General features: G+C 59.0%; 29 protein-coding genes. 19 read left to right on the top strand and 10 right to left on the bottom strand.

The window, feature by feature from the left end; genetic code table 11:
* From ACUXUR_RS17230 to ACUXUR_RS17240, 3 genes are all read left to right on the top strand, one after another.
* Positions 1–630: flagellin (locus tag ACUXUR_RS17230; protein WP_445503584.1), on the top strand; the 630-nt coding region annotated here is incomplete at its 5' end.
* Between the two features lie 73 nt (positions 631–703).
* The gene (locus ACUXUR_RS17235) at positions 704–1,303 is read left to right on the top strand and encodes a hypothetical protein (protein WP_445503585.1); all 600 of its coding nucleotides are present in this window, start codon (positions 704–706) and stop codon (positions 1,301–1,303) included.
* Between the two features lie 38 nt (positions 1,304–1,341).
* Positions 1,342–2,127 carry a DUF1217 domain-containing protein gene (locus ACUXUR_RS17240; RefSeq protein WP_445503586.1) on the top strand — a complete coding sequence of 262 codons (786 nt, stop codon included), beginning with the start codon at positions 1,342–1,344 and terminating at the stop codon, positions 2,125–2,127.
* Between the two features lie 37 nt (positions 2,128–2,164).
* Here ACUXUR_RS17240 and ACUXUR_RS17245 read toward each other — a convergent pair whose 3' ends face one another.
* The 3 genes from ACUXUR_RS17245 to ACUXUR_RS17255 all read right to left on the bottom strand — a co-directional run bounded on the left by ACUXUR_RS17245 (position 2,165) and on the right by ACUXUR_RS17255 (position 5,437).
* Positions 2,165–2,770: a hypothetical protein gene (locus tag ACUXUR_RS17245; protein ID WP_445503587.1), complete on the bottom strand. Its 606-nt coding sequence runs from the start codon at positions 2,768–2,770 to the stop codon at positions 2,165–2,167.
* Between the two features lie 522 nt (positions 2,771–3,292).
* The gene (locus ACUXUR_RS17250; RefSeq protein ID WP_445503588.1) at positions 3,293–4,963 is read right to left on the bottom strand and encodes a methyl-accepting chemotaxis protein; all 1,671 of its coding nucleotides are present in this window, start codon (positions 4,961–4,963) and stop codon (positions 3,293–3,295) included.
* Between the two features lie 300 nt (positions 4,964–5,263).
* Positions 5,264–5,437, bottom strand: a complete 174-nt coding sequence (locus ACUXUR_RS17255) for a hypothetical protein (protein ID WP_445503589.1) — start codon at positions 5,435–5,437, stop codon at positions 5,264–5,266.
* A 145-nt stretch (positions 5,438–5,582) separates the two neighbouring features.
* Between ACUXUR_RS17255 and ACUXUR_RS17260 the strand changes: the two genes are divergently transcribed.
* The gene (locus tag ACUXUR_RS17260) at positions 5,583–5,849 is read left to right on the top strand and encodes a GlsB/YeaQ/YmgE family stress response membrane protein (protein ID WP_445503590.1); all 267 of its coding nucleotides are present in this window, start codon (positions 5,583–5,585) and stop codon (positions 5,847–5,849) included.
* A 56-nt stretch (positions 5,850–5,905) separates the two neighbouring features.
* Here the strand turns inward: ACUXUR_RS17260 and ACUXUR_RS17265 are convergent, their stop codons facing one another.
* Positions 5,906–6,148 carry a YgaP-like transmembrane domain gene (locus tag ACUXUR_RS17265; protein WP_445503591.1) on the bottom strand — a complete coding sequence of 81 codons (243 nt, stop codon included), beginning with the start codon at positions 6,146–6,148 and terminating at the stop codon, positions 5,906–5,908.
* Between the two features lie 130 nt (positions 6,149–6,278).
* Here ACUXUR_RS17265 and ACUXUR_RS17270 point away from each other — a divergent pair, with 130 nt between their 5' ends.
* From ACUXUR_RS17270 to ACUXUR_RS17315, 10 genes are all read left to right on the top strand, one after another.
* A complete protein-coding gene (locus ACUXUR_RS17270; RefSeq protein WP_445503592.1) occupies positions 6,279–6,773 on the top strand; it encodes a YciE/YciF ferroxidase family protein in 495 nt (164 codons plus the stop codon).
* A 472-nt stretch (positions 6,774–7,245) separates the two neighbouring features.
* Positions 7,246–7,632, top strand: coding sequence for a helix-turn-helix domain-containing protein (locus tag ACUXUR_RS17275; protein WP_445503593.1), 387 nt, complete (start codon positions 7,246–7,248; stop codon positions 7,630–7,632).
* Positions 7,633–7,733: 101 nt separating this feature from the next.
* The gene (locus ACUXUR_RS17280) at positions 7,734–8,261 is read left to right on the top strand and encodes a hypothetical protein (protein ID WP_445503594.1); all 528 of its coding nucleotides are present in this window, start codon (positions 7,734–7,736) and stop codon (positions 8,259–8,261) included.
* Positions 8,262–8,273: 12 nt separating this feature from the next.
* Complete coding sequence (locus ACUXUR_RS17285) at positions 8,274–8,666, top strand: phage holin family protein (protein ID WP_445503595.1); 393 nt, start codon at positions 8,274–8,276, stop codon at positions 8,664–8,666.
* Positions 8,663–9,079 carry a DUF3618 domain-containing protein gene (locus tag ACUXUR_RS17290; RefSeq protein ID WP_445503596.1) on the top strand — a complete coding sequence of 139 codons (417 nt, stop codon included), beginning with the start codon at positions 8,663–8,665 and terminating at the stop codon, positions 9,077–9,079. The genes ACUXUR_RS17285 and ACUXUR_RS17290 overlap by 4 nt, the downstream gene beginning before the upstream one ends.
* Positions 9,080–9,100: 21 nt before the next feature.
* Positions 9,101–9,841, top strand: a complete 741-nt coding sequence (locus ACUXUR_RS17295) for a hypothetical protein (RefSeq protein WP_445503597.1) — start codon at positions 9,101–9,103, stop codon at positions 9,839–9,841.
* A gap of 376 nt (positions 9,842–10,217) precedes the next feature.
* A complete protein-coding gene (locus ACUXUR_RS17300) occupies positions 10,218–10,571 on the top strand; it encodes a response regulator (RefSeq protein ID WP_445503598.1) in 354 nt (117 codons plus the stop codon).
* Between the two features lie 43 nt (positions 10,572–10,614).
* Positions 10,615–11,646: a UV damage endonuclease UvsE gene (locus tag ACUXUR_RS17305; protein ID WP_445503599.1), complete on the top strand. Its 1,032-nt coding sequence runs from the start codon at positions 10,615–10,617 to the stop codon at positions 11,644–11,646.
* Positions 11,647–11,740: 94 nt separating this feature from the next.
* On the top strand, positions 11,741–12,187 hold the full coding sequence (locus ACUXUR_RS17310; RefSeq protein WP_445503600.1) for a response regulator: 447 nt from the start codon (positions 11,741–11,743) through the stop codon (positions 12,185–12,187).
* A gap of 188 nt (positions 12,188–12,375) precedes the next feature.
* On the top strand, positions 12,376–12,699 hold the full coding sequence (locus ACUXUR_RS17315; protein WP_445503601.1) for an SWIB/MDM2 domain-containing protein: 324 nt from the start codon (positions 12,376–12,378) through the stop codon (positions 12,697–12,699).
* 18 nt (positions 12,700–12,717) lie between these two features.
* On the opposite strand, the gene ACUXUR_RS17320 is transcribed toward ACUXUR_RS17315, so the two are convergent.
* Positions 12,718–13,320 carry a hypothetical protein gene (locus tag ACUXUR_RS17320; RefSeq protein WP_445503602.1) on the bottom strand — a complete coding sequence of 201 codons (603 nt, stop codon included), beginning with the start codon at positions 13,318–13,320 and terminating at the stop codon, positions 12,718–12,720.
* A 116-nt stretch (positions 13,321–13,436) separates the two neighbouring features.
* Here ACUXUR_RS17320 and ACUXUR_RS17325 point away from each other — a divergent pair, with 116 nt between their 5' ends.
* A complete protein-coding gene (locus ACUXUR_RS17325) occupies positions 13,437–14,300 on the top strand; it encodes a D-amino-acid transaminase (protein ID WP_445503603.1) in 864 nt (287 codons plus the stop codon).
* Between the two features lie 53 nt (positions 14,301–14,353).
* A complete protein-coding gene (locus ACUXUR_RS17330; protein WP_445503604.1) occupies positions 14,354–14,695 on the top strand; it encodes a hypothetical protein in 342 nt (113 codons plus the stop codon).
* Positions 14,696–14,713: 18 nt separating this feature from the next.
* Here ACUXUR_RS17330 and ACUXUR_RS17335 read toward each other — a convergent pair whose 3' ends face one another.
* From ACUXUR_RS17335 to ACUXUR_RS17345, 3 genes are all read right to left on the bottom strand, one after another.
* Positions 14,714–15,745: a coiled-coil domain-containing protein gene (locus tag ACUXUR_RS17335; protein WP_445503605.1), complete on the bottom strand. Its 1,032-nt coding sequence runs from the start codon at positions 15,743–15,745 to the stop codon at positions 14,714–14,716.
* 168 nt (positions 15,746–15,913) lie between these two features.
* Positions 15,914–16,516: a DUF1134 domain-containing protein gene (locus ACUXUR_RS17340; protein WP_445503606.1), complete on the bottom strand. Its 603-nt coding sequence runs from the start codon at positions 16,514–16,516 to the stop codon at positions 15,914–15,916.
* Positions 16,517–16,706: 190 nt separating this feature from the next.
* Positions 16,707–17,615 carry a 3'(2'),5'-bisphosphate nucleotidase CysQ family protein gene (locus ACUXUR_RS17345; protein WP_445503607.1) on the bottom strand — a complete coding sequence of 303 codons (909 nt, stop codon included), beginning with the start codon at positions 17,613–17,615 and terminating at the stop codon, positions 16,707–16,709.
* Between the two features lie 90 nt (positions 17,616–17,705).
* On the opposite strand from ACUXUR_RS17345, the gene chpT reads away from it, so the two are divergent.
* Positions 17,706–18,347, top strand: a complete 642-nt coding sequence (chpT, locus tag ACUXUR_RS17350; protein ID WP_445503608.1) for a histidine phosphotransferase ChpT — start codon at positions 17,706–17,708, stop codon at positions 18,345–18,347.
* Positions 18,348–18,887: 540 nt separating this feature from the next.
* Here the strand turns inward: chpT and ctrA are convergent.
* The gene (gene ctrA / locus ACUXUR_RS17355; RefSeq protein WP_445503609.1) at positions 18,888–19,589 is read right to left on the bottom strand and encodes a response regulator transcription factor CtrA; all 702 of its coding nucleotides are present in this window, start codon (positions 19,587–19,589) and stop codon (positions 18,888–18,890) included.
* 516 nt (positions 19,590–20,105) lie between these two features.
* Here ctrA and fliJ point away from each other — a divergent pair.
* A complete protein-coding gene (fliJ, locus tag ACUXUR_RS17360; protein WP_445503610.1) occupies positions 20,106–20,507 on the top strand; it encodes a flagellar export protein FliJ in 402 nt (133 codons plus the stop codon).
* Between the two features lie 170 nt (positions 20,508–20,677).
* On the opposite strand, the gene ACUXUR_RS17365 is transcribed toward fliJ, so the two are convergent.
* Positions 20,678–21,289, bottom strand: a complete 612-nt coding sequence (locus tag ACUXUR_RS17365) for a GNAT family N-acetyltransferase (protein ID WP_445503611.1) — start codon at positions 21,287–21,289, stop codon at positions 20,678–20,680.
* A 204-nt stretch (positions 21,290–21,493) separates the two neighbouring features.
* On the opposite strand from ACUXUR_RS17365, the gene ACUXUR_RS17370 reads away from it, so the two are divergent.
* Entirely contained in the window at positions 21,494–22,507 is a 1,014-nt protein-coding gene (locus tag ACUXUR_RS17370) for a putative bifunctional lysylphosphatidylglycerol flippase/synthetase (protein WP_445503612.1), read from the top strand.
* Positions 22,508–22,564 lie beyond the last annotated feature (57 nt).

A 22,564-nucleotide genomic window follows, 5' to 3' on the forward strand; every position in this document is an offset into this window, starting at 1 on the left:
ATCACGCCCTCCGCCTTCACGACGGATACCGCTGCGGCGGCCGGCTCGCCCGGTACGGCTCATGTGATCGAACTCACGCTGGACTCCGTGGATGACTTCAAGGACGGCAACAAGATCACCTTCCAGGTGGGCGACGGCTCGGTCCGCGAGTTCACCATGGAGGGGGTTCAGGGCGCTGATCTTGCGACGAGCCAGGCTAACCTGGTTAGCAAGTTCAATGCCTGGCGGACGGCCAACAACATCACCGATGTGGCCGCCTCTGCTTTCACCGGCAATGACTTCCAGCTCACCGTTGCGGGTGCGGCACTTGTCGACGCCGGCACCACAATGTCTGCGACCTTCACCCCGGGCGTGATTGCGCAGTCGCTGAAGTCGATCGACGACGCGATCGCGAAGGTGACCGAGGGTTCGGCGATGCTGGGTGCCAACAAGGCCCTGCTCGAGACCCAGGAGGAGTTCATCAGCGTGCTCTCCGACTCGCTGACCGCCGGCGTCAGCGCTTTCGTCGATGCCGACATGAACGAGGCCTCGACCCGCAACCAGGCGCTGCAGACCCAGCAGCAGCTCGGCGTGCAGGCGCTCTCCATGGCCAACCAGAACAGCCAGATGATCCTGAAGCTCTTCCAGTAAGAGTCGCAGTATGGCTTGAGAGGGGCCTCGCCTTGAAAAGGGCGAGGCTTCCTTTTTAAGAGTTGGTGCGGCCATGAGTACGAAGCCGTCTTATTCCTTTTCTGTGAAGAAAATTTCGTGCCTCACCCTGGCGCTCGGAATCGCATGTTCCTTTGCGGCCGGACAGGTGCAGGCTCTGGCAACGTGGATCGGCTCCTGGGACTACGTCCTCCGTCACGACGAGGAGGGACAACCGCAGGCGGCATTCGCACGGTTGCGCGGAGACGGCGAAGCGCTGCTATGGCTGACGTGTTCGCGAATGTCCGCCGGCGAAGACTTGCCGCAAGCCATGTCCATGACGGCGGCGGTTTCGCAGAAGAGCTATCTGGGGCTCAGTGCTCCCCGGGGGCGCAGCACTGTCTACTGGTTCGACAATGGCAGTCCAGAGCTGAGCTACTGGGTCTATCGGGGTAGAGTGGGGCAGCTTGCCAATTCGGAACAGGTTGCTCTCTTCCTGGAGAAGCTGTCTGGCGCCCAGTCGCTGGTTATTGAGCTCTCGAACTATCGTTATGAAACACAACGATCGGAATTTCAGTTCAACGCAGCCGATACCAAGGCTGTCGCTGACAGGTTCAGGCAGGATTGCCGGGATATTGCTGGTCGTGTGAACGCCGATCAATCCTTGATCCGTTAAGGCGGCTTGTCGAAACGCGAATTGTCTGAAGGTTTGCCATGGTTAGCACGTCGACCCGGTATCAGATCATCACAACAAATCTGACCCGCACGAAGGCGCTGATTGAGAAGGATCCTGTCGTCAAGCGTGAGACGGATTACTATAACGCGACGATCAAGAACATCAAAACCATCGACGAATTCATCAAGAACGATCGGGTCTTCAAATATGCCATGAAGGCTTATGGTCTGGAAGACATGGCCTACGGCAAGGCGCTCATCAAAAAGCTGCTTCAGGAGGGCGTCTCAAATCCTCTGAGCATGGCGAACAAGATGAGCAATCCGCTCTACAAGGAGTTTGCGAAAGCCTTCGACTTTGCAGGAAAAGGGGCAGCGGCAACATCCGCCGCCAGTGCCACGACAGAAGCAGTGCAAAAGTACGTTCAACAGACTCTGGAGCAGCAGGAAGGCAAGGACAACCAGGGCGTTCAGCTGGCGCTCTATTTCAAGCGCAAGGCTTCCTCTGTCAAGACGACAATGGGGATTCTGGCGGACAAGGCGCTCCTGAAGTTCGTCCAAACGACATTCAATATCCCCGAGGCAGCGTCAAGGGCCGATCTCGACATTCAGGTTCGCAATCTTGAGAAAGTCCTGAACGTAAAGGACCTCCAGGATCCGAAGAAGGTGGACAAGCTGATTCAGCGCTTCAGTGCCATGTGGGACATGAATAACGTGACATCGACAACGATGTCGCCTGTGCTTACCCTTTTCAATCAATCCAATGAGCAAGGGATGAGCATTGATCTGATGATGAGCATTGCCAAGCTGAGACTTGGCGGATCGTGATCGGACAATCGCCTGGGGGCAGCGTGCCATCCTGAGATCAGTTCGTCAGGCTGGCAACCGATCCTTCGGTAATGGTGGTCTCTGATGTGACCACGGCCCAGCCGGTATCAGAACGTTCGATGGAGAGAATTTGACCTGCTCCAGGGATCTTCATGCCGGGAGTGACCCACCACAATCCATTCGGACCTTCGATCAAAGCCGATGCAACTGTTGCACGATGGATCACATAGCGGGCGAAGGTGGCCCGTCCGGAGCCGGATCGATTTGTCGTAGATTTCTGTTCATTCTCTTCAAGATCGCGTGTGTCACTCTCCTGTCTTGATGCACCGATCAAGGAGTGAGCCGCCATCTGCAACTTTTCCGCGACGAAGCTACTGCGACCAGCAATCGAGCTCCCGACGCTTGGTAGATATGCATAACCATTGCTATAGAAAGCAGCATAGACAGGGAGCGCCATAGAGGAGACCACAAGCGCCGCACCCAGGCCGATCACGATGCGGTCTCCCATTGCCTCCTTGGCGCGGATGAGATCTTCCAGGCGGCGAACCTTCTGAGCATGGCTTTCAAAGGCGATCCGATCTGCCTTGAGATCATTCTCCGCCTGCGCCACCTGTTCCATCGCTTTGTCGAATCGAGTGAGCATAACTGTTCCTGCCGCTAGAATCAGTGATGATGGTCTATGTGTCTCACAACAATAAGCCAAGTTGTTAGCTTTGTTTGAAAAGAACATCCTGGTTGCTCGAGATGAGGTCAGCTTCGCGCAAGCCATTGTCACTATCTTCACTATGTCCACTTAGGGCGATCGGGAGTGGAGCTTGCTGCGGATGTACCAGAGGTTCCGCTCCCAATTCCTTTTAAAAGTCATCGGCTAAATCACTGCACACGATATGTGTGTTCTTGCAAGCATCTGTCGGTTCAGCCTTTTGCCTTCCGCCAGATTGCAAATGCCAGTCATAGACATCCGACATCTTCGATGTGTTGCCCGTTTTCTCAAGAGGGCCGCCAGTAGCCGAAGAGCGCGCTCGCTATTCCGGTGCTGCCGAATCCCCCTTCACGTCGAAGGCGCTGATCAGCGGTTGGAAGAAGCTTCCTCAGCTCATGCTGGGGATGCTCTCTTCGTTAGGCGCAACGAGAGAGCATCCAACTTGAACTTTCCTGCAAGGACCTAAGCTGCCCTGACTTCCATCAGGAAGTTGGAGACCTCGCGTCCGAGTTCGCTCGAGCGCCGTGCCAGTTCCTGAGCCGCGCCGAGAACTTGCGAGGCGGCGGCACCCGTATCGCCTGCGCCCTTCTGGACATCCACGATGTTGCCGGTCACCGCTTCCGTACCGCGGGCGGCTTCCTGAACATTGCGGGCGATCTCTGCGGTCGCGGCTCCCTGCTCTTCCATTGCAGCCGCAATGGAGATCGAGATCTGCGACATCTCGTTAATGGTGCGCGCAATCCCTTGAATGGCCTCTACGGTCTGATGGGTGGCCTGCTGCACGGATCCGATCTGCTGCGAAATCTCCTCGGTGGCCCTGGCCGTCTGGTTGGCAAGATCCTTCACCTCGGACGCGACAACGGCAAAGCCCTTGCCAGCCTCGCCGGCGCGCGCCGCTTCGATCGTGGCATTGAGTGCCAGCAGATTCGTCTGACCTGCGATGTTGTTGATGAGTTGCACCACGTTGCCGATCTTCTCTGCCATGGCAGCCAGATCCTGAACGGTGGCGTTCGTCCGCTGGGCACCTTCAACGGCACGGTCGGCAATTTGGGAGGATTGCGTGACCTGACCGGCAATCTCACGAATGGAGATGGAGAGTTCTTCCGTGGCGGCGGCGACTGTCTGAACATTCGCCGAAGTCTGCTGCGCGGCAGACGATACCGTCATGGATTGGCTGGTCGTCTGGTTTGCGACGGAGGCCATCGATCGTGCAGTCGTTTCCATCTCGTTGGCGGAAGATGAAAGGTGCTGTACAAGTCCCCCGACGCTGCGCTCAAATTGTTGTGCGAGGGCAGCCATCTCCGCTTTACGCCTCTCGGTCATTTGGCTTTCCGTCGCCTCCTGTTCGAGCCGGAGGCGTTGAGTCTCCTGCATGGCATCGGCAAAGACCTGGGTGGCTTTCCAGATATCTCCGATCTCATCACGGCTCGGCTTGATCTGTGGCAGATTGAAATCACCGGATGCCAATTTCTGGATCGCTCCGGTCAGAGCTTGGAGAGGGCGGGCAATCTGGCGGTGGCCAATCAGCCAGCCCAGCAGAAGCGCAATGAGAGTGCAGCCGCCCGCCATGGTGAGCAGCAGCATCAACATCTTGCTATAAAGCTCTTCGGATCTATGCTCGACAGCGTCCATGGCCTGGCGTCCACGCTCGGTGAAGGCGTCAATGTTGACCTGAAAGGCCTTTCTGTTTGCGCGATTTGCTTCCGTATTGCCCTGTGCATTCGCTGCTCCAGGTGAGACTTCCGTTCCTAGGCGAACAGTTTCGGTTCGATAGGTTCTGAAATTTGTCGCGTCCTTTTCCAGAGTCTCGAACAATGCAGCGTCTTCAGCCGGGAGATAAAGCTTCCATTGCCTGAGCAGAGTATCGATTTCGGTGAGGGCGAGCAGAACGCCATCTCCGAATTTTCGGGCTTCCTTTGTATCGGGAGACGCGTATATGCCACGCGATTCCATCACGACCTGAGTCACCAGCCGATTCAAACGCTCGGCGTAGAGCGTATAAATGGCTGCGTCTCTGACTTCGCCGACTGCAGCGTTATAGGTTCGCACGGTGCCGACTCCGACGCCAGCGACGATGATGGTTCCTAAGCTCAATGCAGAAACGAGCGCAAAGAGCTTTGTCTTGATTTTCATTGTTTCCCCCGTGAGCCGGATCGCTGCCGCAGTTTATGTGAGCGGCCAATAGACCTAACGGGGGTTGCTTGTGCGAGACTTGCCTGCTTTTGCTGACGTTCCTCGCCCGAAACGCCAGGGCCCGAGGCGTCGTCCTTACGCCTCGGGCCTTGGCGTGGATTGGTCTTATATAGGCTGCAAGGACCGAATGCGGAGAGGCGCACGGCCCTCACGCCAGCCAAGACGGCATCACCTTGATAGGATTTTGGTCTCGACGGGAATGCGAAAGAGACCGGTCTTGAAATAGTAAGTCTGCTTGGCCTAGGCCTCTCTCGTTTCTGCCGCAGGCGTGATCCCGAGATCGCTCAACTTGGCGCGGACATCGGTAACTGGGCGCTTGAGCTTGAGGCTGATGACGGAGACCGGCATTCCTTCCTGCGCCAGCGCCTTGAGCATTTGGACAGCCTCATAGGTCCAAGGGGATTCGGCGTTCATTGCAATCACCTCCAATGGCAGAGGTGAAAGGTCGCCTCCAAGTGCGGCAAGATCATGAAAAAATGCCGCTCGCTCTCCTTGGGGTGTCGCAACCTTAGCCAGGGATGCGCGTTCTTGAGGAGGCAACACACTCAGGGATCACATCATGAGCATCATCTGGACCATCATTATCGGCTTCGTGGCTGGCCTTATTGCCAAATGGATCATGCCGGGCCGGAATGAACCTTCCGGGTTCATCATGACGACCATCCTCGGCATCGTCGGTGCTGTCGTCGCCACGTATCTTGGACGTGCCGTCGGCTGGTATGGGCCTGATGATGGGGCGAATTTCATCGGCGCCATCGTGGGCGCCGTCATCGTTCTCTTCATTTATGGTCTGATCGCCGGTCGGCGCTCGACGACGACTTACTGAGAGATTGAGATGGGCCGCCCGATTGCGGCCCATTCCTTTTAGCAGGAGAATCCGCCTCAGGCGGATTCGTGAGTGCCCATCAGGGCAGCCTTGACTGGGCAATTGCCCACATAGCCGCGCCAGGCGAGGTAAGAGCCGCCTGCGAGCGCCAGAATGTTCATGAGTGGATTAGGGCGCGGCTTGACGGCGGCTGCGGCAAGGCCGAGCCCTGCGAGCATATAGATGCCGCGCTCCGTCGCGCTTAAATTCGGTTCTCCGTTCATCAGTGATCCGGTGCCGGCCGGGATGATATTCGCCACGTTCGTTCTCCTTGGGGTGCAAAGGGCCGAACGCGACGCGGATCGTTGTTGTTCCGGGCGACGGCAATTCCAAAGGAACCTCAAAACTTGGCCGTCGTTGAGTCCACTCTCACCGATATGGAGTTGGACGATGCCTGCCAAGGAAAAGACCTTGAACGATCTGTTCCTTCACACCCTGAAGGATGTCTACTATGCCGAGAAGCAAATCCTAAAGGCGCTGCCAAAGATGGCCAAGGCCGCGGAATCCGAGGAGCTCAAGCAGGCTTTCGAGACGCACCGCGACGAAACCGAAGGCCAGATCGAGCGCCTTGAACAGGTTTTCGAGATGCTCGGCAAGGCGGCTCGTGGCGTGCAGTGTGAGGCCATCAACGGCATCATCGAAGAGGGTAAGGAGGTCATGGAAGACTTTGCCGACAGCGAGGCCCTCGACGCCGGCATCCTGGCGGCTGCGCAGGCTGTCGAGCACTATGAAATCACCCGTTACGGCTCCCTGAAGACTTGGGCGCAGGAGCTTGGCATGAGCGATGCCGCAAAACTGCTCGACCAGAACCTGCAGGAAGAGAAGAAGACCGATCTGCTGCTGACCAAATTGGCCGAGGCCCGCGTCAACATAAAAGCTGCATAAGGTCACTATCTTGAAGACAAGACCCCGCCCGAAAGGCGGGGCTTTGCTTTTGACAAGGTTGTTGGAGTTGCCCGGCGTCAGTGCTGATAAGACTCGCAGGATGCAGCGCTGGTATCGGGTGTCAGGCATAGCGGCCCTGAAAGCTGGCCTTCAAGCGTCGCCTTCATGGTATCGGCGGCTCAACCACGTGCAGGAATGCCAGCGGCCTCGGGCGCGAGACCGGTGGCGGAAGATCAAGCAGCTGGCCCATGTTCTCGCTGAAGCTATTGCTCATCTCATCTTGCACGAAAGAGGCGAGAGACACATCAGGCAGCGGTATCGGGCAGCTGATCGAGAATAAAGCCCATTCTAACGCCGGATCTCCCCAGCGTTTTTCTATTAACAGGCGCATATCACTCTATTCTCTACCATGAGCACAATATATGTTATATTGATTCAATTCTGGCCGTGGCACGCAGAGTAGGAGAGGCGGTTGCAACAGAAGTCACCCAACCCCATCGACAAGCATATCGGCAGTCGGGTGCGGGCCAGACGGATCATGCTCGGGATGAGTCAGGAGAGGCTGGCGGAAGCTTTGGGGCTCACTTTTCAGCAGATTCAGAAATACGAAAAAGGGGTCAACCGCATTGGGGCCAGCCGCCTTTTGCATATCGCCGGTATTCTGGATGTGAGCATCGAGTTCTTCTTCGAGGCGGCGCCTGGACGGCGTAAGGACGGCTTCTCGGGTGACAGCGTCATGGCGGAGTTCCTGGCAAGCCCGGGAAGCCACCGTCTCGCGCGTGGTTTCATCCGCCTGAAGGACGACGAAGCTCGCGAGAAAGTGGCCGACCTCGTCGAGTGGCTGGCATCAATCTGCTAGCTCTCGGATATCTCTGACGGTTCAATGCGAAAGAGCCCTCCGCTCCTCGGAACCTGCCGCGCTTCTAATGGTTACTCCCCCACGATTGAGAGAGGTTGACCATGGGCGTGGGACAGCAGAACGGCAATAGGCAGCAGGATACCGACAGCGAGGATTGGGATGCCCTGAAAGGGGATGTCGGCGAAATGGCTGGTGCGGCCGTCGAGCGTGGCCGTTACTTTATCGAATCGGCGCGCGAGCAGGCGGCCGACTACGTCGGTCATCGCAAGGACGACATTGCGCAGTCAGTGGCGGATTTCGCGACCTCCTTGCGCGAGTCCACCCACTCCTTCGACGATCGCCCGAACATTCGTGCTGTCGTCGATAGCGCTGCCGATGGCTTGGAGCAATTGGCTGACTCGATCAGAGATCGCAGCTTTGCGGATTTCTTCAATGATTTCGAGGATGTGGTCCGGCGTCGTCCCGCAACGGTCGCTGCGGTGTCGGTGGCTGTTGGCTTCCTTGCCGCGCGGTTCCTCAAGAGCACGGCCGAGGACATGCGTCAGGAACGCATGACCCCGAACGTCTCAAGTCCTGGCCGGGGGCGTTCACAGCAGGCCCGGCGCTCTCGCGCCAGAGCCGGTGCATGACGGAGGGCGCTCATGCAGGGCAACAATAATCAAACCATCCAAGGCCTTGTCGGTGAGGCCCTGCGCGAATCCACCGACCTCGCGCAGAAAGAATTTACTCTCTTTCGCACCGAGATTTCTCAGAACATTCGAACCCTCTTTATCGGATTGGCCATGGTCGTGGTCGCAGCGGTCTTCGCGATTGCCGCGGTCATGCTCCTGACGGAGTCGCTCGTCAAGTGGCTGGCAACCGTTGTCGATTCCGAGGCTTTGGCTGCTCTCATCGTAGGTGGCATTCTGGCGCTCGTCGCAATTGGTCTCGGCCTCTACGGGCGTCATGCCATGACGGCTTCATCGCTCACGCCGCAAAGAACCATGCGCTCGCTCAAGCGTGATGCGGAAGTCCTGTCCGAGAGAGGTGCATGATGACACAGAGCCTTCAGGAGCTGGAGAGGGACATCGAGCAGAGCCGTGCGCAGCTCGATCGCACCATCGATCAACTCCAGAACAAGATGACCGTCTCGGGTGTCGTCGACGATATGCTAGGAACAGCACGCGCGAGCCAATATGGCCCTGTGTACGACAGGGTTCTTGAAACGGTTCGCAGCAATCCAGTGCCTGTCATGCTGATTGCGATGGGCCTTGGCCTTCTCGCCTATCGCCTCGGAAGTCCCGCGAGACGTCGCCCCACGCGGCTGATCGCTGCGGATGAGGATTTCGTCACCGAGCACGATCTCACGGGAGAACCGGATGATCTGCGTCTCTATCCCTCGGGAGCAGCTCCGCTGGAGCAAACGGACGGAATGTTCGATCGCCGCAGAATGAACTCCCGCACTTAACGCACGGAACAGGAGCTTTTCATGGCCAACGTAAAGAACGAAGGTGGCAAGTCGCCGACCGACAAGCAGAGCGAGACCGGATCCGGCAAGGTTTCAGCCGGTACGTCTGTCGGCAATATCGGCGAGCCTCCGATGCCTCACGCTTATGACGAGAAGACGAGAGCGCAGAGTTCAACGCTCGCGTCACATACCTCCCATCCGTTGGGCGGGAACCAGGGTGGCGACAGGTCGAAGGGCGGCTCGCAGTCTCAGTCCTCGCAGCAGCAGGGGCAGAATCAGGGTGACTCGATGACGGACAAGGCTCAGCAGATGGCAGGCGACGTGCGCCACCGTGCTGAAGAGGCCTATGAAGGTGCTTCCGAATGGGCACGCGACACCTATGATCGTGCAACAGATTGGGCATCGGGCACCTATGAAGGCCAGCGTCGCCGCGTGCGCCATATGGGCGGCCGCTCCGCGCGAGCTTTCGGCAGCGCACGGAGCAGCATGCAGAACTATGTGTCCGAAAACCCGATGGTCGTCGGACTTGTCGGCCTCGCGGCAGGCCTTCTTTTAGGCGCTCTCCTGCCGCGCACACGGCGCGAGAACGAGTTCTTCGGCGAGTGGGCTGACGAGGTTCGCAACCAAGGCCTTCGCTATGCGCGCGACGCCGCCAATCGCGGCCGCGAATATGTGGAAGAAACCTTCAGCGGTGACGAGCCGCAGTTCAGCCGTCACGAAAGCGAGTTCGATCCTCAAGGCCGTGACGCAAACCGTCACTGACGGTAATCTTTGAATCAAACCGGAAGCGCCGGCCTTGAGGCCGGCGCTTTTCATTTGGTCTCATTCACGAGTCCAGAAATGGGAACGGCCACGGCGAGATCATGCGCGTACATCCGGCGTCATCATCTCGGCATCGTGACCGCATCTGGCAGGCAATGCCGCCAGGTTGATATTGAAATGGTACTGGACAGGTTGCATTTCAAGGCCTGCGTTTTGGAAACTTAACCATACTGCATTGAATTCCGGAGAGTTTCCGGTCGAGCTGGAACCCTCCATCGGCAAACCCGTTGCCGCTCAGAATTGGAGAGGGTTGGGGTTTATCTGAACAGATTGGTTCGAAAGGTGATCCAGCAGGATCTGTGAGCGGAGTTGTGGCGTGCGTATTCTGATCTTAGAAGATGATCCCTTCATCGCTTCCGATCTTCAGACGATCTTGGAAGATGAGGGGCATGAGATCGTAGGAATTTTTAATTCACTGGCTGAAACATACGAGCACCTCGAGGATGGCTTCGACTATGCGCTGCTCGATGTGGATGTGGTCGGCGGAAAGAGTTTCGGCGTAGCGAATGCACTCGCCGAAAGGCATATCCCTTTTGCCTTCGTGTCGGCATCCCAACCAGGTGACCTGCCTCACTCTTTGCGCGATGTCGCCTTCATTCCGAAGCCTTTCGAGGAGCGTGCCATTCTGCAGTCGATCGACGAGACTTCGTCCGGATCCTATTCGTGCTGAAGGCATGAGGGCAGGAACCTGGAACCATGGAATTCTACCTCTCATGCCCAATCCCAGACTTGGTTTCTGCTGCAAGTTTCTGCCTGAGGATGGCGAGGCGAAAACAGCACGGCGGATGAACACCACGACGGTAACGATGGCTTATCTCGGCCGCCTCGACCCGAAGGCTGCCTATGACAAGCTGGCCGCCGTCGTAGCGCATAATCTAGAGGTGGCCATTCGCCAGATTGCATATGTGGCGGGCCGCCCGAAACTGGAGCGCTTGCATCGCCTCTCCAGCGATCTTCTGCCGGGCTATACGCATCCAAGCTGCCAGGAGTTCTACCGGGATCAGGACCTGAGCAATCTTGTCGAGGCCAAGCTCGCGTCGGCGGGGCGGCTTGCGCGTGACCATGGCGTGCGCCTCAGCATGCATCCAGGCCAATTCTGCGTCATTGCCTCCCTGAACCCATCTGCCGTTGCCAATGGAGTGGCGGAGTTCGAGTACCATACGGATGTAATGCGCTATATGGGATATGGCGAAGGCTGGCATCCGTATGGCGCCCACATCAACATACATGGCGGTGCAAAGGCCATGGGTGTCGAGGGCATCCGTGAGGGGCTCGGTCGCCTGTCGGAAACGGCGCGCAATCTGATCACCATCGAGCACGACGAGGTGAGCTTCGGCCTTGACGATCTCCTGCCCCTTGCAGATGCGGTGCCGCTTGTTCTCGATCTCCACCATCACTGGATCAAGAGCGGGGGCGAATATGTCGAGCCCAACGATCCCAGGATTGAGCGGATCATCGCCTCCTGGCGGGGCGTTCGTCCTTTAAGTCATATCAGTGTGTCCCGGGAAGAACTCCTGCCGGATCATGATATCCATGTGCTCCCCGACTACACACGTCTAACCCAGGCCGGGATCAAGCCCAAGGATCTGCGCGGTCATTCCGACCTGATGTGGAACATGGCGATCAACGACCTTGTCGTGCGACATCTTGCCTGGACTGATTTCGAGGTGGAAGCAAAACTGAAGAACATTGCCTCCCAGGGGCTGGCCCAACACGTGGAAAGGGTAGGGGACCTGGCCGAATAAAAAACTGACCAAAAGGTCAACTGGTCTGCTTCAGGTATGGAACAAAGCCTCAGCTGAAGCGTTCATGGGCATTGTGCAGTCTGCTGAGCGCCCGATGCCTGAGTCCCTGTCCACAGTTCTTCTGGTTGAAGATGAGCCCCTTATTCGCCTCTTTGTTGCAGATCTCCTGGAGGAATCCGGATTCAAGGTAATCGAAGCCGCCAATGCCTCAGAGGCATTGGTGCTTCTGGAAGCAGGCCTTGAGGTGAATGTTCTCCTCACCGACGTCGACATGCCGAACGGCTGCAATGGGTTCGAACTCGCTCATAAGGTTCATGAATCCTGGCCTGAAGCCGAGATCCTCATCATGTCGGGGCGGCAATGGCCAGCCGAGGGCGATTTGCCCATGGGAGCGGCCTTCCTGGCGAAGCCCTGCCCGAACGAGGCGATCGTCTCTCATGTCCGCTCTGCGGCCGAGCGGTCCAGAGGGTACTCCCGTCCGAGGCAGCGTCCGACCTTCCAGGAAACGGCGAAAATCCTTCCCTTTCCGAAAACCGCCTAAATTCCTGAACTCTATCTTGCTGAAGGCGCAGAGCAGACATAAGCTCTGCCGGAATTGACCTTCCATCGGGGGCTGGGGCCTTTTACATAGTCTCCGGAATATCCGACCCAGGGCTGGTCAATGAGCTTTCGAGGCCTAGGATGAAACGGCTGTCGACAAGCTTTCCCACTCTACTCCCGGAGGAATACATGCCGACCAAGACGACAGACGGAAAAGCCGGAGCGAAGAAGGCTGCGGCCAAGCCGGCCGCCAAGAAGGCCGCTGGTTCCAAGCCCAATGCTCTTCAGCAGCCCCTGCAGCCGTCCAAGGAACTGGCCGCCATCGTGGGCTCGGACCCGCTGCCGCGCGGCGAGGTTGTGAGCAAGATGTGGGACTACATCAAGAAGAACAACCTGCAGAACCCTGAGAACAAGCGCGAGATCATTGCCGACGACAAGCTGAAGCCGATCTTTGGGAAGCCGAAGGTGACCATGTTCGAGATGAACAAGCATCTCGCTCAACACCTGAAATAAGGCCGTTCGGCTTTTTGATCAGGAATCCTGCCGCCATTGGACGAGCGGCAGGATTTCCGGCCTCTGGCCCGGCGCTCGCCTCCACGGATCGACCGCCCATTCCTGTCCGCTCCCCTTCTCCGCTATGATGGCTGTGAAATGCGGGTAACGACCATCCAGAAAAAATCCCCGCGATTCCGGCGGCTCGACCCGATGATAGGTTAGCAGGCCCTGCTCCTGCAGCACGAGCAGCAGGCTCGTCGTATTCGCGGTCTCGTCCAGGCAGTCCATCTGACCATGCACGCCTGACATCTGGGCCGGTGAGCCCGGGATGTCCGGTCTGCCGCCGATGGAGGCGGCAAGATACGCCGTGTAGGCGCTCACCACCTGCGCGAGGGCCCTTCTCTCCGCCTCGGGCGACGCGCTGCCGGACTTCAGGAGAGTGCTCGCCCGACTGAGCAGCGTTCCATCCACAGAAATCTCTTGGCGGCGAGAGCAGCCATAACCATGGCAGGCGATGATGCGAGTGCCTGCAGGTCCCACATATCCTTGGCTCTGAAACCAGCTGAGCGCTGCCTGGGAGGCTCCCGCCGGAGAGGGCAAAGACAGCACCGATAAGACCGCTGAAATGAAAAGTGGCATTGCTTTCATCGTGGGGTTACCTATGGCCATGCTGATGGGATGCATGGGGATGTAGGTCAGCCCATGGCGACGCCTATCTGCTTAGGTGCTCAAGAACCGCATCATTCGAGGTATCCATGTCCCGCATCGTGTTTCTGAACGGCTCGTTCCTACCTATCGAAGAGGCCAAGGTGCCTTTCATGGATCGAGGCTTCCTGTTTGGGGACGGCGTTTACGAAGGCATCGCCGTGCTCGGAGGGCACCTCGTCGACAATGAGGCGCATCTCGAGCGCCTGGAGCGGTCGCTTCGTGAGGTGCGGATCCCGAACCCCTATTCACGCGAAGAATGGACGCGCCTTGAGGAGGAGCTTGCCCGCCGCAACGGCCTGACGGAGGGCTTCATCTATTTCCAGGTGACACGCGGTGTGGCGGAGCGTGATTTCATGTTCCCTGAAAACCCCACGCCAACGGTCGCGATGTTCACCCAGGCGAAGTCCATCGTGAACTCTCCCGCAGCAGAAACGGGCATCGCCGTGATCACCGTGCCCGACCTGCGTTGGAAGCGGCGTGACATCAAGTCGATCAACCTGCTTGCCCAGGTTCTCGCCAAGCAGGCGGCAAAGGAAGCCGGTGCGCAGGAGGCCTGGATGGTGGAAGACGGCTTCGTGACCGAAGGCGGCTCGTCGAGCGGCTTCATCGTCACGAAGGAAGGGCGCATCGTCGTGCGCCCGCTTTCGAATGCCATTCTTCCTGGCATTACGCGGCAATCCCTCCTTGCTCTCTCGAAAGAGGCGGGGATCGAGCTTGAGGAGCGTCTGTTCACCGTCGAAGAAGCCTACGATGCTGCCGAGGCTTTCCTCACGAGTGCATCGAATTTTGTGCTTCCTATCGTCTCCATCGACGGACGCCCGATTGGTCACGGCAGGCCCGGTCCGGTCACGAAGAAGCTGCAGGCAATCTATGTCGGGATGGCGACAGCACAGCGCATGGCGGCTGAGTAAGCCAAGCGGAACTGCCACAAGGATCGCCCGTTGCCTCCCCAAAGGAGCGATCCATGAAGCGAATCCTGGTTCTATCCCTGGCCATGGCCGGCGGTGTCACCGTCGCCATGGCGCAAAATCCCGAGGTGCTGAATCAGCAGGCTCCCAATATGCCGCCGCTGCAGCAGATGCCTCCTGAAAAGGTGGAGCCAAACGGGATCCGGCCTCAGGATGAGCCGTCTTCGACAGGCTCGACCTTGAGCGACAAGCTCGAGGAATCCGAAGGTGTCATTCGCCCGCCGGAGACCGGTGCGCCTGACCTCACCGTGCCAGCGCCCGTGCCGGACCCCGGTACGACACCGGTCATTCCTCCGCCGGGAAGCCCAGGCGGCAATCCGCGGGTCGAACCCAAGTAAGTCGGCTAAGTCAGCGGCTCAAGAGACGGCGGGATCGGGCAGGTTCTGCTTTCCCGCCGCTCTGTTACGGCGCTTGTTGCGGCCGTAACCGTTGCCGTTCCCATTGCGAGGCTCGGACGCACCGCTGCCCTTCATCACTTTGGCTGCGACTTCGCTGATCTGGCGGCGCAGCTCGTCGTCGTTCTTTCCCACGCTCTCCTGCGAGGCGATGCGGTTTAGCGCCTCGTCGCGCTCGGCCTCGATCTCCCGAATGCGCTGTTCCAGGATCAGACCACGCTCCTGTTCGGCGGCCAGATCCCTGACGAGTTCGGTAAGGCGCTTGCGCTCGTCCGAGAGCTCGCTGTGGCGCTCGTTCAGCGCGCGTTCGAAATCGTTGCCGCGTGCGGTCTGCGTCATCAGGCGCGTTTCGAGATCCGAGATGGCAATGCGCCTGGCGTCAATATCGCTCAGGGCTGCCGTCAGGCGCTGGTCGGTGTCGGCATAGTCCGCTTCAAGGCGTGCGAGCTTCTCCTGCGTATGAAGCAGTTCCGTCTTGGTCCTGGAGCGGTCGTTCTGAGCGAGATCCAGTTCCATGCGGGTATTGGACAATTCGTTCAGGGTTGCGCGGTGAGCATTCTCGAGAGCGGCAAGGGTTTCGCGAGAGGTGGCGAGATAAGTCTTCGTCTGCCCCAACTCGTCCTCGAAGGCCGCGAGCCGTGTCTGCGTTTCCGCAAGCGCTCTTTCAAGCTCAGCGATGACCTTGTCGCGTTCGGTCAGGGTGCTCTCGAGAGCCTCGATCCGAACCGCGCGGCGACCTAGCTCTTCCATGCTCTGGTGCTTGGCGGCAAGCGCCTCCTCGGCCTTGCGCTCGATCTTGCGCTGTAGAACCGCGAACTCGGCGCGTAAGTGGTCCTTCTCTGCCGTCAGCTCGGAGATGGACATGGGGAACAGCGCCTCTGCCCTGCGACGCGCAAGGCGCTCCGCGCGGGCATTGACGGCGGGAATGATGAGAAGCGCGATGAGGGTTGCTGCTACGAACCCCAGCGCGAAGATCATGATGGTTTCGACCACGCGGACGCCAACTCCAAGAGACCTGAAAGAGACCAGACCGGTAACGCTCAAGCACCTTGCCTTGTGCCTGCGCAGCTTTCTAGAGCCTGAGGCTCCGAAGGGCCGGTTCTAGGGCATCTTTAAGCCCTTTCCACTGGCGTGGAAGCGGGGCAGCGTTCCGCGAACCTCTCAGAAGGGGTTCCAGGTCGGTTCGGGCGTGAACTTCAGGTAGCCCATATTGACGCCGAGCCGTGCTCCGACGCCGGTCCGGATCGGAACGACAACCATCTCGTCCGCCGCGAGCGCCGTCACGCCGAAGCCGCCGATGAAATAGGCCGAGCCGTCGATGCCGACGAAGCGCTTATAAAGGGCGTCGGTGAAGGGCATGTTGTAGACCAGCATCATGGTCCGGGCGCCTTCGCCACCAAAATCGAAACCCACTGAAGGTCCCTGCCAGAAGACTTTGCGCTGGCCCGCATTGCGGGTGAACAGCTTGCCTTCGCCATAGCGCAGGCCGCCGACGATGGCGCCCGATGCTTCCTGGCCGAGGATATAGCCATTGGGCTCACCCCAGCGGCGGACGGCTTCTTCGAGAGCCGAGGCCAAACCGCGGGAGGCGGAGCCGAAGAACTGATGGCCAGACTCGACCAGTTCATTGGAGTTGAAGGAGTTCGGGGCGCCCGGATTGCTCGCATAGGCGCGCTGGGTGGTCTGCGCGGAGGCCTGGAAGGGGAGGGTGCCGACAAGGGCGGCCAAAGCAGCCGCAGCAGCCAATGAAAGGCGGAAGCGCATGGGCTATCTCCTCGTATGAGACAGGGGACAAGCCGGCTTATCGAGGCCGGACGGCTTCTATCGAACCCCGACTTTACGAGCATCAACCCTAACAATGTCTGTACAAGCGGCGCTTTAGAGCATCGGACCCAAAAGTGGAGTCCACTTTTGGGTCCGATGCTTTAGTGCCGCAGGGGTAGGTCCGGGGACCTCAAGCCGCGGCGACCGGCAGGTCCAGCTTGTTGGCGAGGGAGGTATCCCCCACCGCGGCGAAGGGGCCATTCCGGTAGCCGCGATCCTCGTGGCCATAGGTGAGGGGGATGCTGCCGGGACCGACGACGCTACCGCCGGCGCAGCTGAGGATGTGATCGCCTGCCGCCGTATCCCACTCCATGGTCGCCCCGCAGCGCACGTAGATATCGGCCTCGCCCGAGGCGATGAGGCAGAACTTCAGCGCAGACGAGGTCATGCGCCTTGTGCCGATGGAGAGGGCCGAAAGGCAGATCTCCGTAGCGCTATCGCCATGGCGGCGGCTGACCAGCGCCACAAGGCCGTCTTCGGGAGCTTGCCTGACCTTGACCTCCCGCCACTCGAATGTGCTGCCGCCTGCCTGGGGCATGGTGCTCATCTGGGTGGTCGTGCCTGCAATCCAGATCGAGCCCATGGCCGGAGCTGCGACAGCGGCGGCCAGGGGGCGATCTCCCCGGATCAGGGCGATGTTGACGCTGTATTCTCCCGTGCCGTTGAGAAAGTCGCTCGTGCCGTCGAGGGGATCGACCAGGAAGAAGAACTCGCCCGTATGGGCGGTGCTCGCTGTCTCCTCTGCCACCACCGGCACCCCGGGCCAAACCTCGTTCAGGCGGCGAATGATCAGTTGTTCCGCCGCCAGATCTGCTGCCGTGGTTGGGCTTCCGTCGTCCTTGATACGCTTTTCGACCAAGGCATTTTCCATGCCCCGCAGCAGATGAGCTGCCTCCGAGGCGATCGGAGCCAGCTTCAGTGCGATATCTTCAGGATGAGAGTCATCGAGGCGCATGATGAACTTGTGCCTGTTCTCGGAAGACCTGTCGATCTCTTTTGCCTTCTTTCCAAAGAACTCGTAGCCGAGTATCCGGTTCACGTTCTCTTTCCTGTTTGGCGTTATTCGTGGGACCGGAAATCCAGAATTTCATGAATCCAACGCTGAACTTACGGTCTATCCGGAGCCCTTATGGCCACCATCTCCCTTGATTCGCTTGATCTTGCCGCCCTCCTTTGCTCGCGCGTCTGCCACGACGTGATTTCGCCGGTGGGCGCGATCGTCAACGGGCTCGAGGTCCTGGAGGATGACAGCGACACCTCCATGCGCGAATTCGCGCTCGACCTGATCCAGAAGAGCGCCCGTCAGGCCTCCGCTCGGCTCCAGTTCGCCCGCCTCGCCTTCGGCGCCGCCGGCTCGGCTGGAGCCTCCATCGATCTTGGCGATGCCGAGCAGGTCGCACGCGGCCTCTTCCTCGACGACAAGATCAGCTTTTCCTGGTCCTCGCCGCGTCTCCTGTTCCCGAAGAACAGGGTCAAGCTTCTCCTCAACCTGGTCATGATCGCCATCACCGCCATCCCGCGCGGCGGCGCGATAGCCGTGACGGTGACGGGGGATGCTGAGAAGTGCGAATTCACGATCAGGGCCAAGGGCCTCAATGCGCGCATCCCCGCCCATTCGCAGGAACTGCTCGCGGGCAATTCGGAGACCGGCACAGTGGATGCCCACGGCATCCAGATCTATTACGCCGGCATGGTGGCGCGCGCGTCCAATATGAATATTGCCTTCAGCATCGATGGCGATGAAGTGACGATCACGTCGGCGACGGTCTGACGTCATCATAAACGCCATCCGGATGGAGCGAAGTGGAGATCCGGGATCGTTTCAGAACAAGCCCTGTCATTCCGGCGAAGGCCGGAACCCATGATCACGGCGCTGCCTCATTCTGCGCTGACAGTCGCTATGGACTTCGATGCCTAGGACCCAGGAGTGATAATCGACGCCCCGGCGCTTCGTTCGATACTCCGGGACGTCATCGCCGGCCTTGTGCCGGTGACCCGAGACTTCATCAGACTTTCCATTCAAGAACCCATCCTGAGGAGCAGACGAAGTCTGCATCTCGAAGGATGGTCCAGAGTGCACTGGAGACGCCTCGTCCTTTGAGACGGACCTGACGGTCCTCCTCAGGGTGAGGCAGGCTTCTTAAGACGGAGATGGCCGTTCCGGATCAAGCCCGAGAACGGCCATGGCCAGGAGAATGTCAGTCACCCAATTCCCAATCGCCGCTATCCGGGATAACGACATGAGTTTCTGACTCGCATAATAAAAAAGCCCGGCGCATGACCGGGCTTTTTCATTTCGTTGTCGCGTCGCTCAGATCGCGATGCGCTCCTCGGACTCGTTCGGCTCGCGCAGCACATAGCCGCGACCCCACACGGTCTCAATGTAGTTTTTGCCCTGCGATGCGTTGGCGAGCTTCTTGCGCAGCTTGCAGATGAAGACGTCGATGATCTTCAACTCCGGCTCGTCCATGCCGCCATAGAGATGATTGAGGAACATCTCCTTCGTGAGCGTCGTGCCCTTGCGCAGCGAGAGCAGCTCCAGCATCTGATATTCCTTGCCGGTCAGATGCACGCGAGCGCCGCTCACCTCGACAGTCTTGGTATCGAGGTTCACGATGAGGTCGCCGGTGGTAATCACAGATTGCGCATGGCCCTTCGAACGACGCACGATGGCGTGGATGCGGGCCACCATCTCGTCCTTGTGGAAGGGCTTCGTCAGATAGTCGTCGGCGCCGAAGCCGAGACCCTTCACCTTGTCCTCGATGCCGGCCATGCCGGAGAGGATCAGGATCGGCGTCTTCACCTTCGCGACGCGCAGCGTGCGCAGAACCTCATAACCCGACATGTCGGGAAGGTTCAGGTCGAGAAGGATGATATCGTAGTCGTAGAGCTTGCCGAGGTCGATGCCCTCTTCGCCGAGATCCGTCGTATAGATATTGAAGTTCTCGGACTTCAGCATCAGCTCGATGCTTTGCGCAGTTGCGCTGTCGTCTTCGATGAGAAGTACGCGCATTTCTATTCCCCAGCCCTTGCCCTGGAGCTTGCGTGTAGCTTGCGGCTACCCATCCGCCACCGGGCCAGCGGCGGATGCCCTTTTGCACTGATTCGTAACGCTAGTTCTGAATGGTTAACAAACCCTGATTCCTGCATGCAAGCGCTTAACGACAGGACCCTGCAGATCTGTCGCTCAGAGCTCATGGGCTGTGGATTCCGGGTGACCATAGGGAACCTCGTTGCTCCATTCGAAACCGTTGCAAACGAAGGATTTCGCTTGCACTCACCTGCCGTTTTTTGGGAACTGCAGGCCTGACGGAAGCAGTGTTAACGAAATCGGTAAACGAAAGGTTGACGCAAGCCTCGTGCAAGCTTCCTGCGCCTCGTGCGGGAGGCTAGTGGTTTGACCCTGCAACGATTTCCGCCTGCTTCGGTAAGGAAGAGTCAACTTCCATGCGTAATGATGCCTCAGCCTCACGGATAACTGAGCGATCCGGCGAGCACCTGAAACAGCGACGTGTGGAGTTGAATCAATATGAAGTCGCGAGATACGCTCATCCGCCTCAAGCGCTTTCAAGTCGACGAGAAACGTCGGAGGGTGGCGCAGATTGAGATGATGATCGCCGAGTTCGACCGCATGGCGGCTGACCTTGACCGGGAAATCGCAGCGGAAGAGCAGAAGGCTGGGATCACTGATCCGAACCATTTCGCCTATCCGACCTATGCTCGCGCCGCAGCCCAGCGGCGGGATAACCTTCGCATGTCGGCTCAGAACCTGCACGCTCAGCTTGATGATGCCAAAGCCGAACTCGGCGAGGCCTTCGAGGAGCTCAAGAGGGCTGAGAGCCTGGAGGATCGGGAGCGCACCAGCGAGCGGACCCTGGATCCGGCCATCAGCCAGATAGGCCAGGCTCGCGCCATGCGCGCTACCGCCTAATCTGTTCCTCTCTCAAAGGATTGGAAGGGACGCGCCCCACTCGGCGCGTCTTTCTCTTTGGGGCCCAGCGCATCGTGCGGACGCGATGGGCCGATTGTCCGCTCGAACGATGCCCATTGTATAGAATGGGAGCATCGGATGGATTCCACTTTTGGGATACATCCGATGCTCTAGTCGAGAACCGGAACCTGCGGCGCGCACTCGCGCGGGAGGAAACCCCGAAGGCGCGGATCGTCCGCCATCTCGATGGCGCGCCGATAGGGTGTGAACCCGGAGCGCATATAGAAGGAGAGTGCTCCCGGATGGTCGAGGCTACACGTGTGGACGAAGAAGCGGCTGATCGGCTGTGCGAAGGCCCGACAGATCGCCTCGTTCATGAGGAAGCGTCCGGCTCCCTTGCCGATCACTCCAGGCACGAGACCAAGGAAGGCGAGTTCCGCTTCTCCTTGAGACCGGAAATCGAGTTCCAGAAGTCCGATGTCATCCTTTCCATCGTTCAAAGCATAGGCCTCGACTTTTGTATCGTTCAGGATGCCGGCAAGTTCCTCATCGGGCATGCCCAATCGGCTGAACCAGAGCCAGGATTCGCCAATCCGACGATACAGGGTTCTGTATCGGTCGCGATCCGTGTTCAGAGGTTGGAGCCGCCAGCTGTCTGGTATGGGTGCTGGTGAGACAGGAGGAGGAGAGCGCATTTCCAAAAAAGTGACGATCGCAGCAATCTTGCCCGGCGGCAGATCCGTGTAGCCATCGAGGTTCAGTATCGTCTGAGTGTTCGTCATGTGGCCAGCTTCCGATCCGAGCAGAAAAGCAACGCTCTGTCACGTGTCTGATTGAAGCGCAATGGTGGGAAAGCCAAGGCCCAATCCTGCCGAGAGCGTTTGCCGGATTGGACTTTATGTCCACCCCTTTGGGAGGCCGTTTCCTCTTGCGGATTGAATGGATTATGGGCACAGAAGGGAGAACGAAGGAGCACTGCCGTCTCGATGAAGAATGTGCGTGAGTTCATCTGGCCTCTGATCGGGCTTGCGGCGGTCGTCATTTCCGGTTGGCTTCTTTATCGCGAGCTGCGCGGTATGTCCCTCGACGATGTCTGGGGCAGTCTGACCGCAGTCCCCGCACATCGTTACGCCATGGCCGGTCTGTCGACCCTTGTCGCCTATGCCGCTCTGGCCTGGTATGACCGGATTGCGCTCCTTCACCTCGGCGTGCGCCACATTTCGTGGTTCTTCGTGTCCGTCACATCGTTCACCACCTATGCCTTGTCCCACAACATCGGCGCTTCGGTCTTCTCAGGCGCCGTGGTGCGTTATCGGGCCTACACGTCCAAAGGCTTGGGGGCGCCGCAGATCGCCGTGCTGGTGGCCCTCTGCTCCTTCACCTTCGGGCTTGGCACGATCCTGCTCGGTGGCGTGGTGCTCACCGTCAATCCAGGGCTCCTTTACCGGCTTGAAGATATGCTGCCGTCGGCGCTCACCAATCCGGCAACGGCCAGGGGCATCGGCCTCCTACTGCTCGGCTGCGTGGCTCTTTACGTCGTGGGTTCCATTCTGCACCTGCCGCCGCTGGTGATCCGCAAGGCCAAGCTCGAATATCCACGACCTGCCATCATGGTGCGTCAGCTGATCGCCGCCCCTCTCGAACTTCTGGGAGCTGCCGGCATCATCTACTTCGTGCTTCCGGCCCATCTCGAGCCCAGTTTCCTCATCGTGCTTGCAGTTTTCCTGGCCTCGTTCTCAGCTGCTCTTGTCAGCCATGCGCCTGGTGGGCTTGGCGTGTTCGAGCTCGTGTTCCTCACGGCCATGCCCGACATTCCAAAGGCGGATGTGCTGGCGGCGCTCATCATCTTCCGCCTGTTCTACCTGCTGATCCCCTTCGGCATTTCGCTGGTGGTCGTGCTTCTCTTCGAGCGGGCCCACTTGGCCCAGGCCTGGCGTACCCGGGGAGCTGTCGACACCCGCACCGTGCCGCCCCCGCCTCTCTCCTCGTCCGACCAGTAGGTCTCGCAAGGTGGCGTGTCCGCGTTTCGGTGTGGCCTTGGGCTGAGGGAAATTCAG

The sequence above is a fragment of the Microvirga medicaginis genome, from assembly GCF_052658925.1.

What these genes read in the sequence shown, in the direction of transcription:
- ACUXUR_RS17235 (WP_445503585.1), top strand. Translation starts at nt 704, where the DNA reads ATGAGTACGAAGCCGTCTTATTCCTTTTCTGTGAAGAAAATTTCGTGC.
- ACUXUR_RS17240 (WP_445503586.1), top strand. Translation starts at nt 1,342, where the DNA reads ATGGTTAGCACGTCGACCCGGTATCAGATCATCACAACAAATCTGACC.
- ACUXUR_RS17245 (WP_445503587.1), bottom strand. Translation starts at nt 2,770, where the DNA reads ATGCTCACTCGATTCGACAAAGCGATGGAACAGGTGGCGCAGGCGGAG.
- ACUXUR_RS17250 (WP_445503588.1), bottom strand. Translation starts at nt 4,963, where the DNA reads ATGAAAATCAAGACAAAGCTCTTTGCGCTCGTTTCTGCATTGAGCTTA.
- ACUXUR_RS17255 (WP_445503589.1), bottom strand. Translation starts at nt 5,437, where the DNA reads ATGAACGCCGAATCCCCTTGGACCTATGAGGCTGTCCAAATGCTCAAG.
- ACUXUR_RS17260 (WP_445503590.1), top strand. Translation starts at nt 5,583, where the DNA reads ATGAGCATCATCTGGACCATCATTATCGGCTTCGTGGCTGGCCTTATT.
- ACUXUR_RS17270 (WP_445503592.1), top strand. Translation starts at nt 6,279, where the DNA reads ATGCCTGCCAAGGAAAAGACCTTGAACGATCTGTTCCTTCACACCCTG.
- ACUXUR_RS17280 (WP_445503594.1), top strand. Translation starts at nt 7,734, where the DNA reads ATGGGCGTGGGACAGCAGAACGGCAATAGGCAGCAGGATACCGACAGC.
- ACUXUR_RS17285 (WP_445503595.1), top strand. Translation starts at nt 8,274, where the DNA reads ATGCAGGGCAACAATAATCAAACCATCCAAGGCCTTGTCGGTGAGGCC.
- ACUXUR_RS17290 (WP_445503596.1), top strand. Translation starts at nt 8,663, where the DNA reads ATGATGACACAGAGCCTTCAGGAGCTGGAGAGGGACATCGAGCAGAGC.
- ACUXUR_RS17295 (WP_445503597.1), top strand. Translation starts at nt 9,101, where the DNA reads ATGGCCAACGTAAAGAACGAAGGTGGCAAGTCGCCGACCGACAAGCAG.
- ACUXUR_RS17305 (WP_445503599.1), top strand. Translation starts at nt 10,615, where the DNA reads ATGCCCAATCCCAGACTTGGTTTCTGCTGCAAGTTTCTGCCTGAGGAT.
- ACUXUR_RS17310 (WP_445503600.1), top strand. Translation starts at nt 11,741, where the DNA reads ATGCCTGAGTCCCTGTCCACAGTTCTTCTGGTTGAAGATGAGCCCCTT.
- ACUXUR_RS17315 (WP_445503601.1), top strand. Translation starts at nt 12,376, where the DNA reads ATGCCGACCAAGACGACAGACGGAAAAGCCGGAGCGAAGAAGGCTGCG.
- ACUXUR_RS17320 (WP_445503602.1), bottom strand. Translation starts at nt 13,320, where the DNA reads ATGCCACTTTTCATTTCAGCGGTCTTATCGGTGCTGTCTTTGCCCTCT.
- ACUXUR_RS17325 (WP_445503603.1), top strand. Translation starts at nt 13,437, where the DNA reads ATGTCCCGCATCGTGTTTCTGAACGGCTCGTTCCTACCTATCGAAGAG.
- ACUXUR_RS17330 (WP_445503604.1), top strand. Translation starts at nt 14,354, where the DNA reads ATGAAGCGAATCCTGGTTCTATCCCTGGCCATGGCCGGCGGTGTCACC.
- ACUXUR_RS17340 (WP_445503606.1), bottom strand. Translation starts at nt 16,516, where the DNA reads ATGCGCTTCCGCCTTTCATTGGCTGCTGCGGCTGCTTTGGCCGCCCTT.
- chpT (WP_445503608.1), top strand. Translation starts at nt 17,706, where the DNA reads ATGGCCACCATCTCCCTTGATTCGCTTGATCTTGCCGCCCTCCTTTGC.
- ctrA (WP_445503609.1), bottom strand. Translation starts at nt 19,589, where the DNA reads ATGCGCGTACTTCTCATCGAAGACGACAGCGCAACTGCGCAAAGCATC.
- fliJ (WP_445503610.1), top strand. Translation starts at nt 20,106, where the DNA reads ATGAAGTCGCGAGATACGCTCATCCGCCTCAAGCGCTTTCAAGTCGAC.
- ACUXUR_RS17365 (WP_445503611.1), bottom strand. Translation starts at nt 21,289, where the DNA reads ATGACGAACACTCAGACGATACTGAACCTCGATGGCTACACGGATCTG.
- ACUXUR_RS17370 (WP_445503612.1), top strand. Translation starts at nt 21,494, where the DNA reads ATGAAGAATGTGCGTGAGTTCATCTGGCCTCTGATCGGGCTTGCGGCG.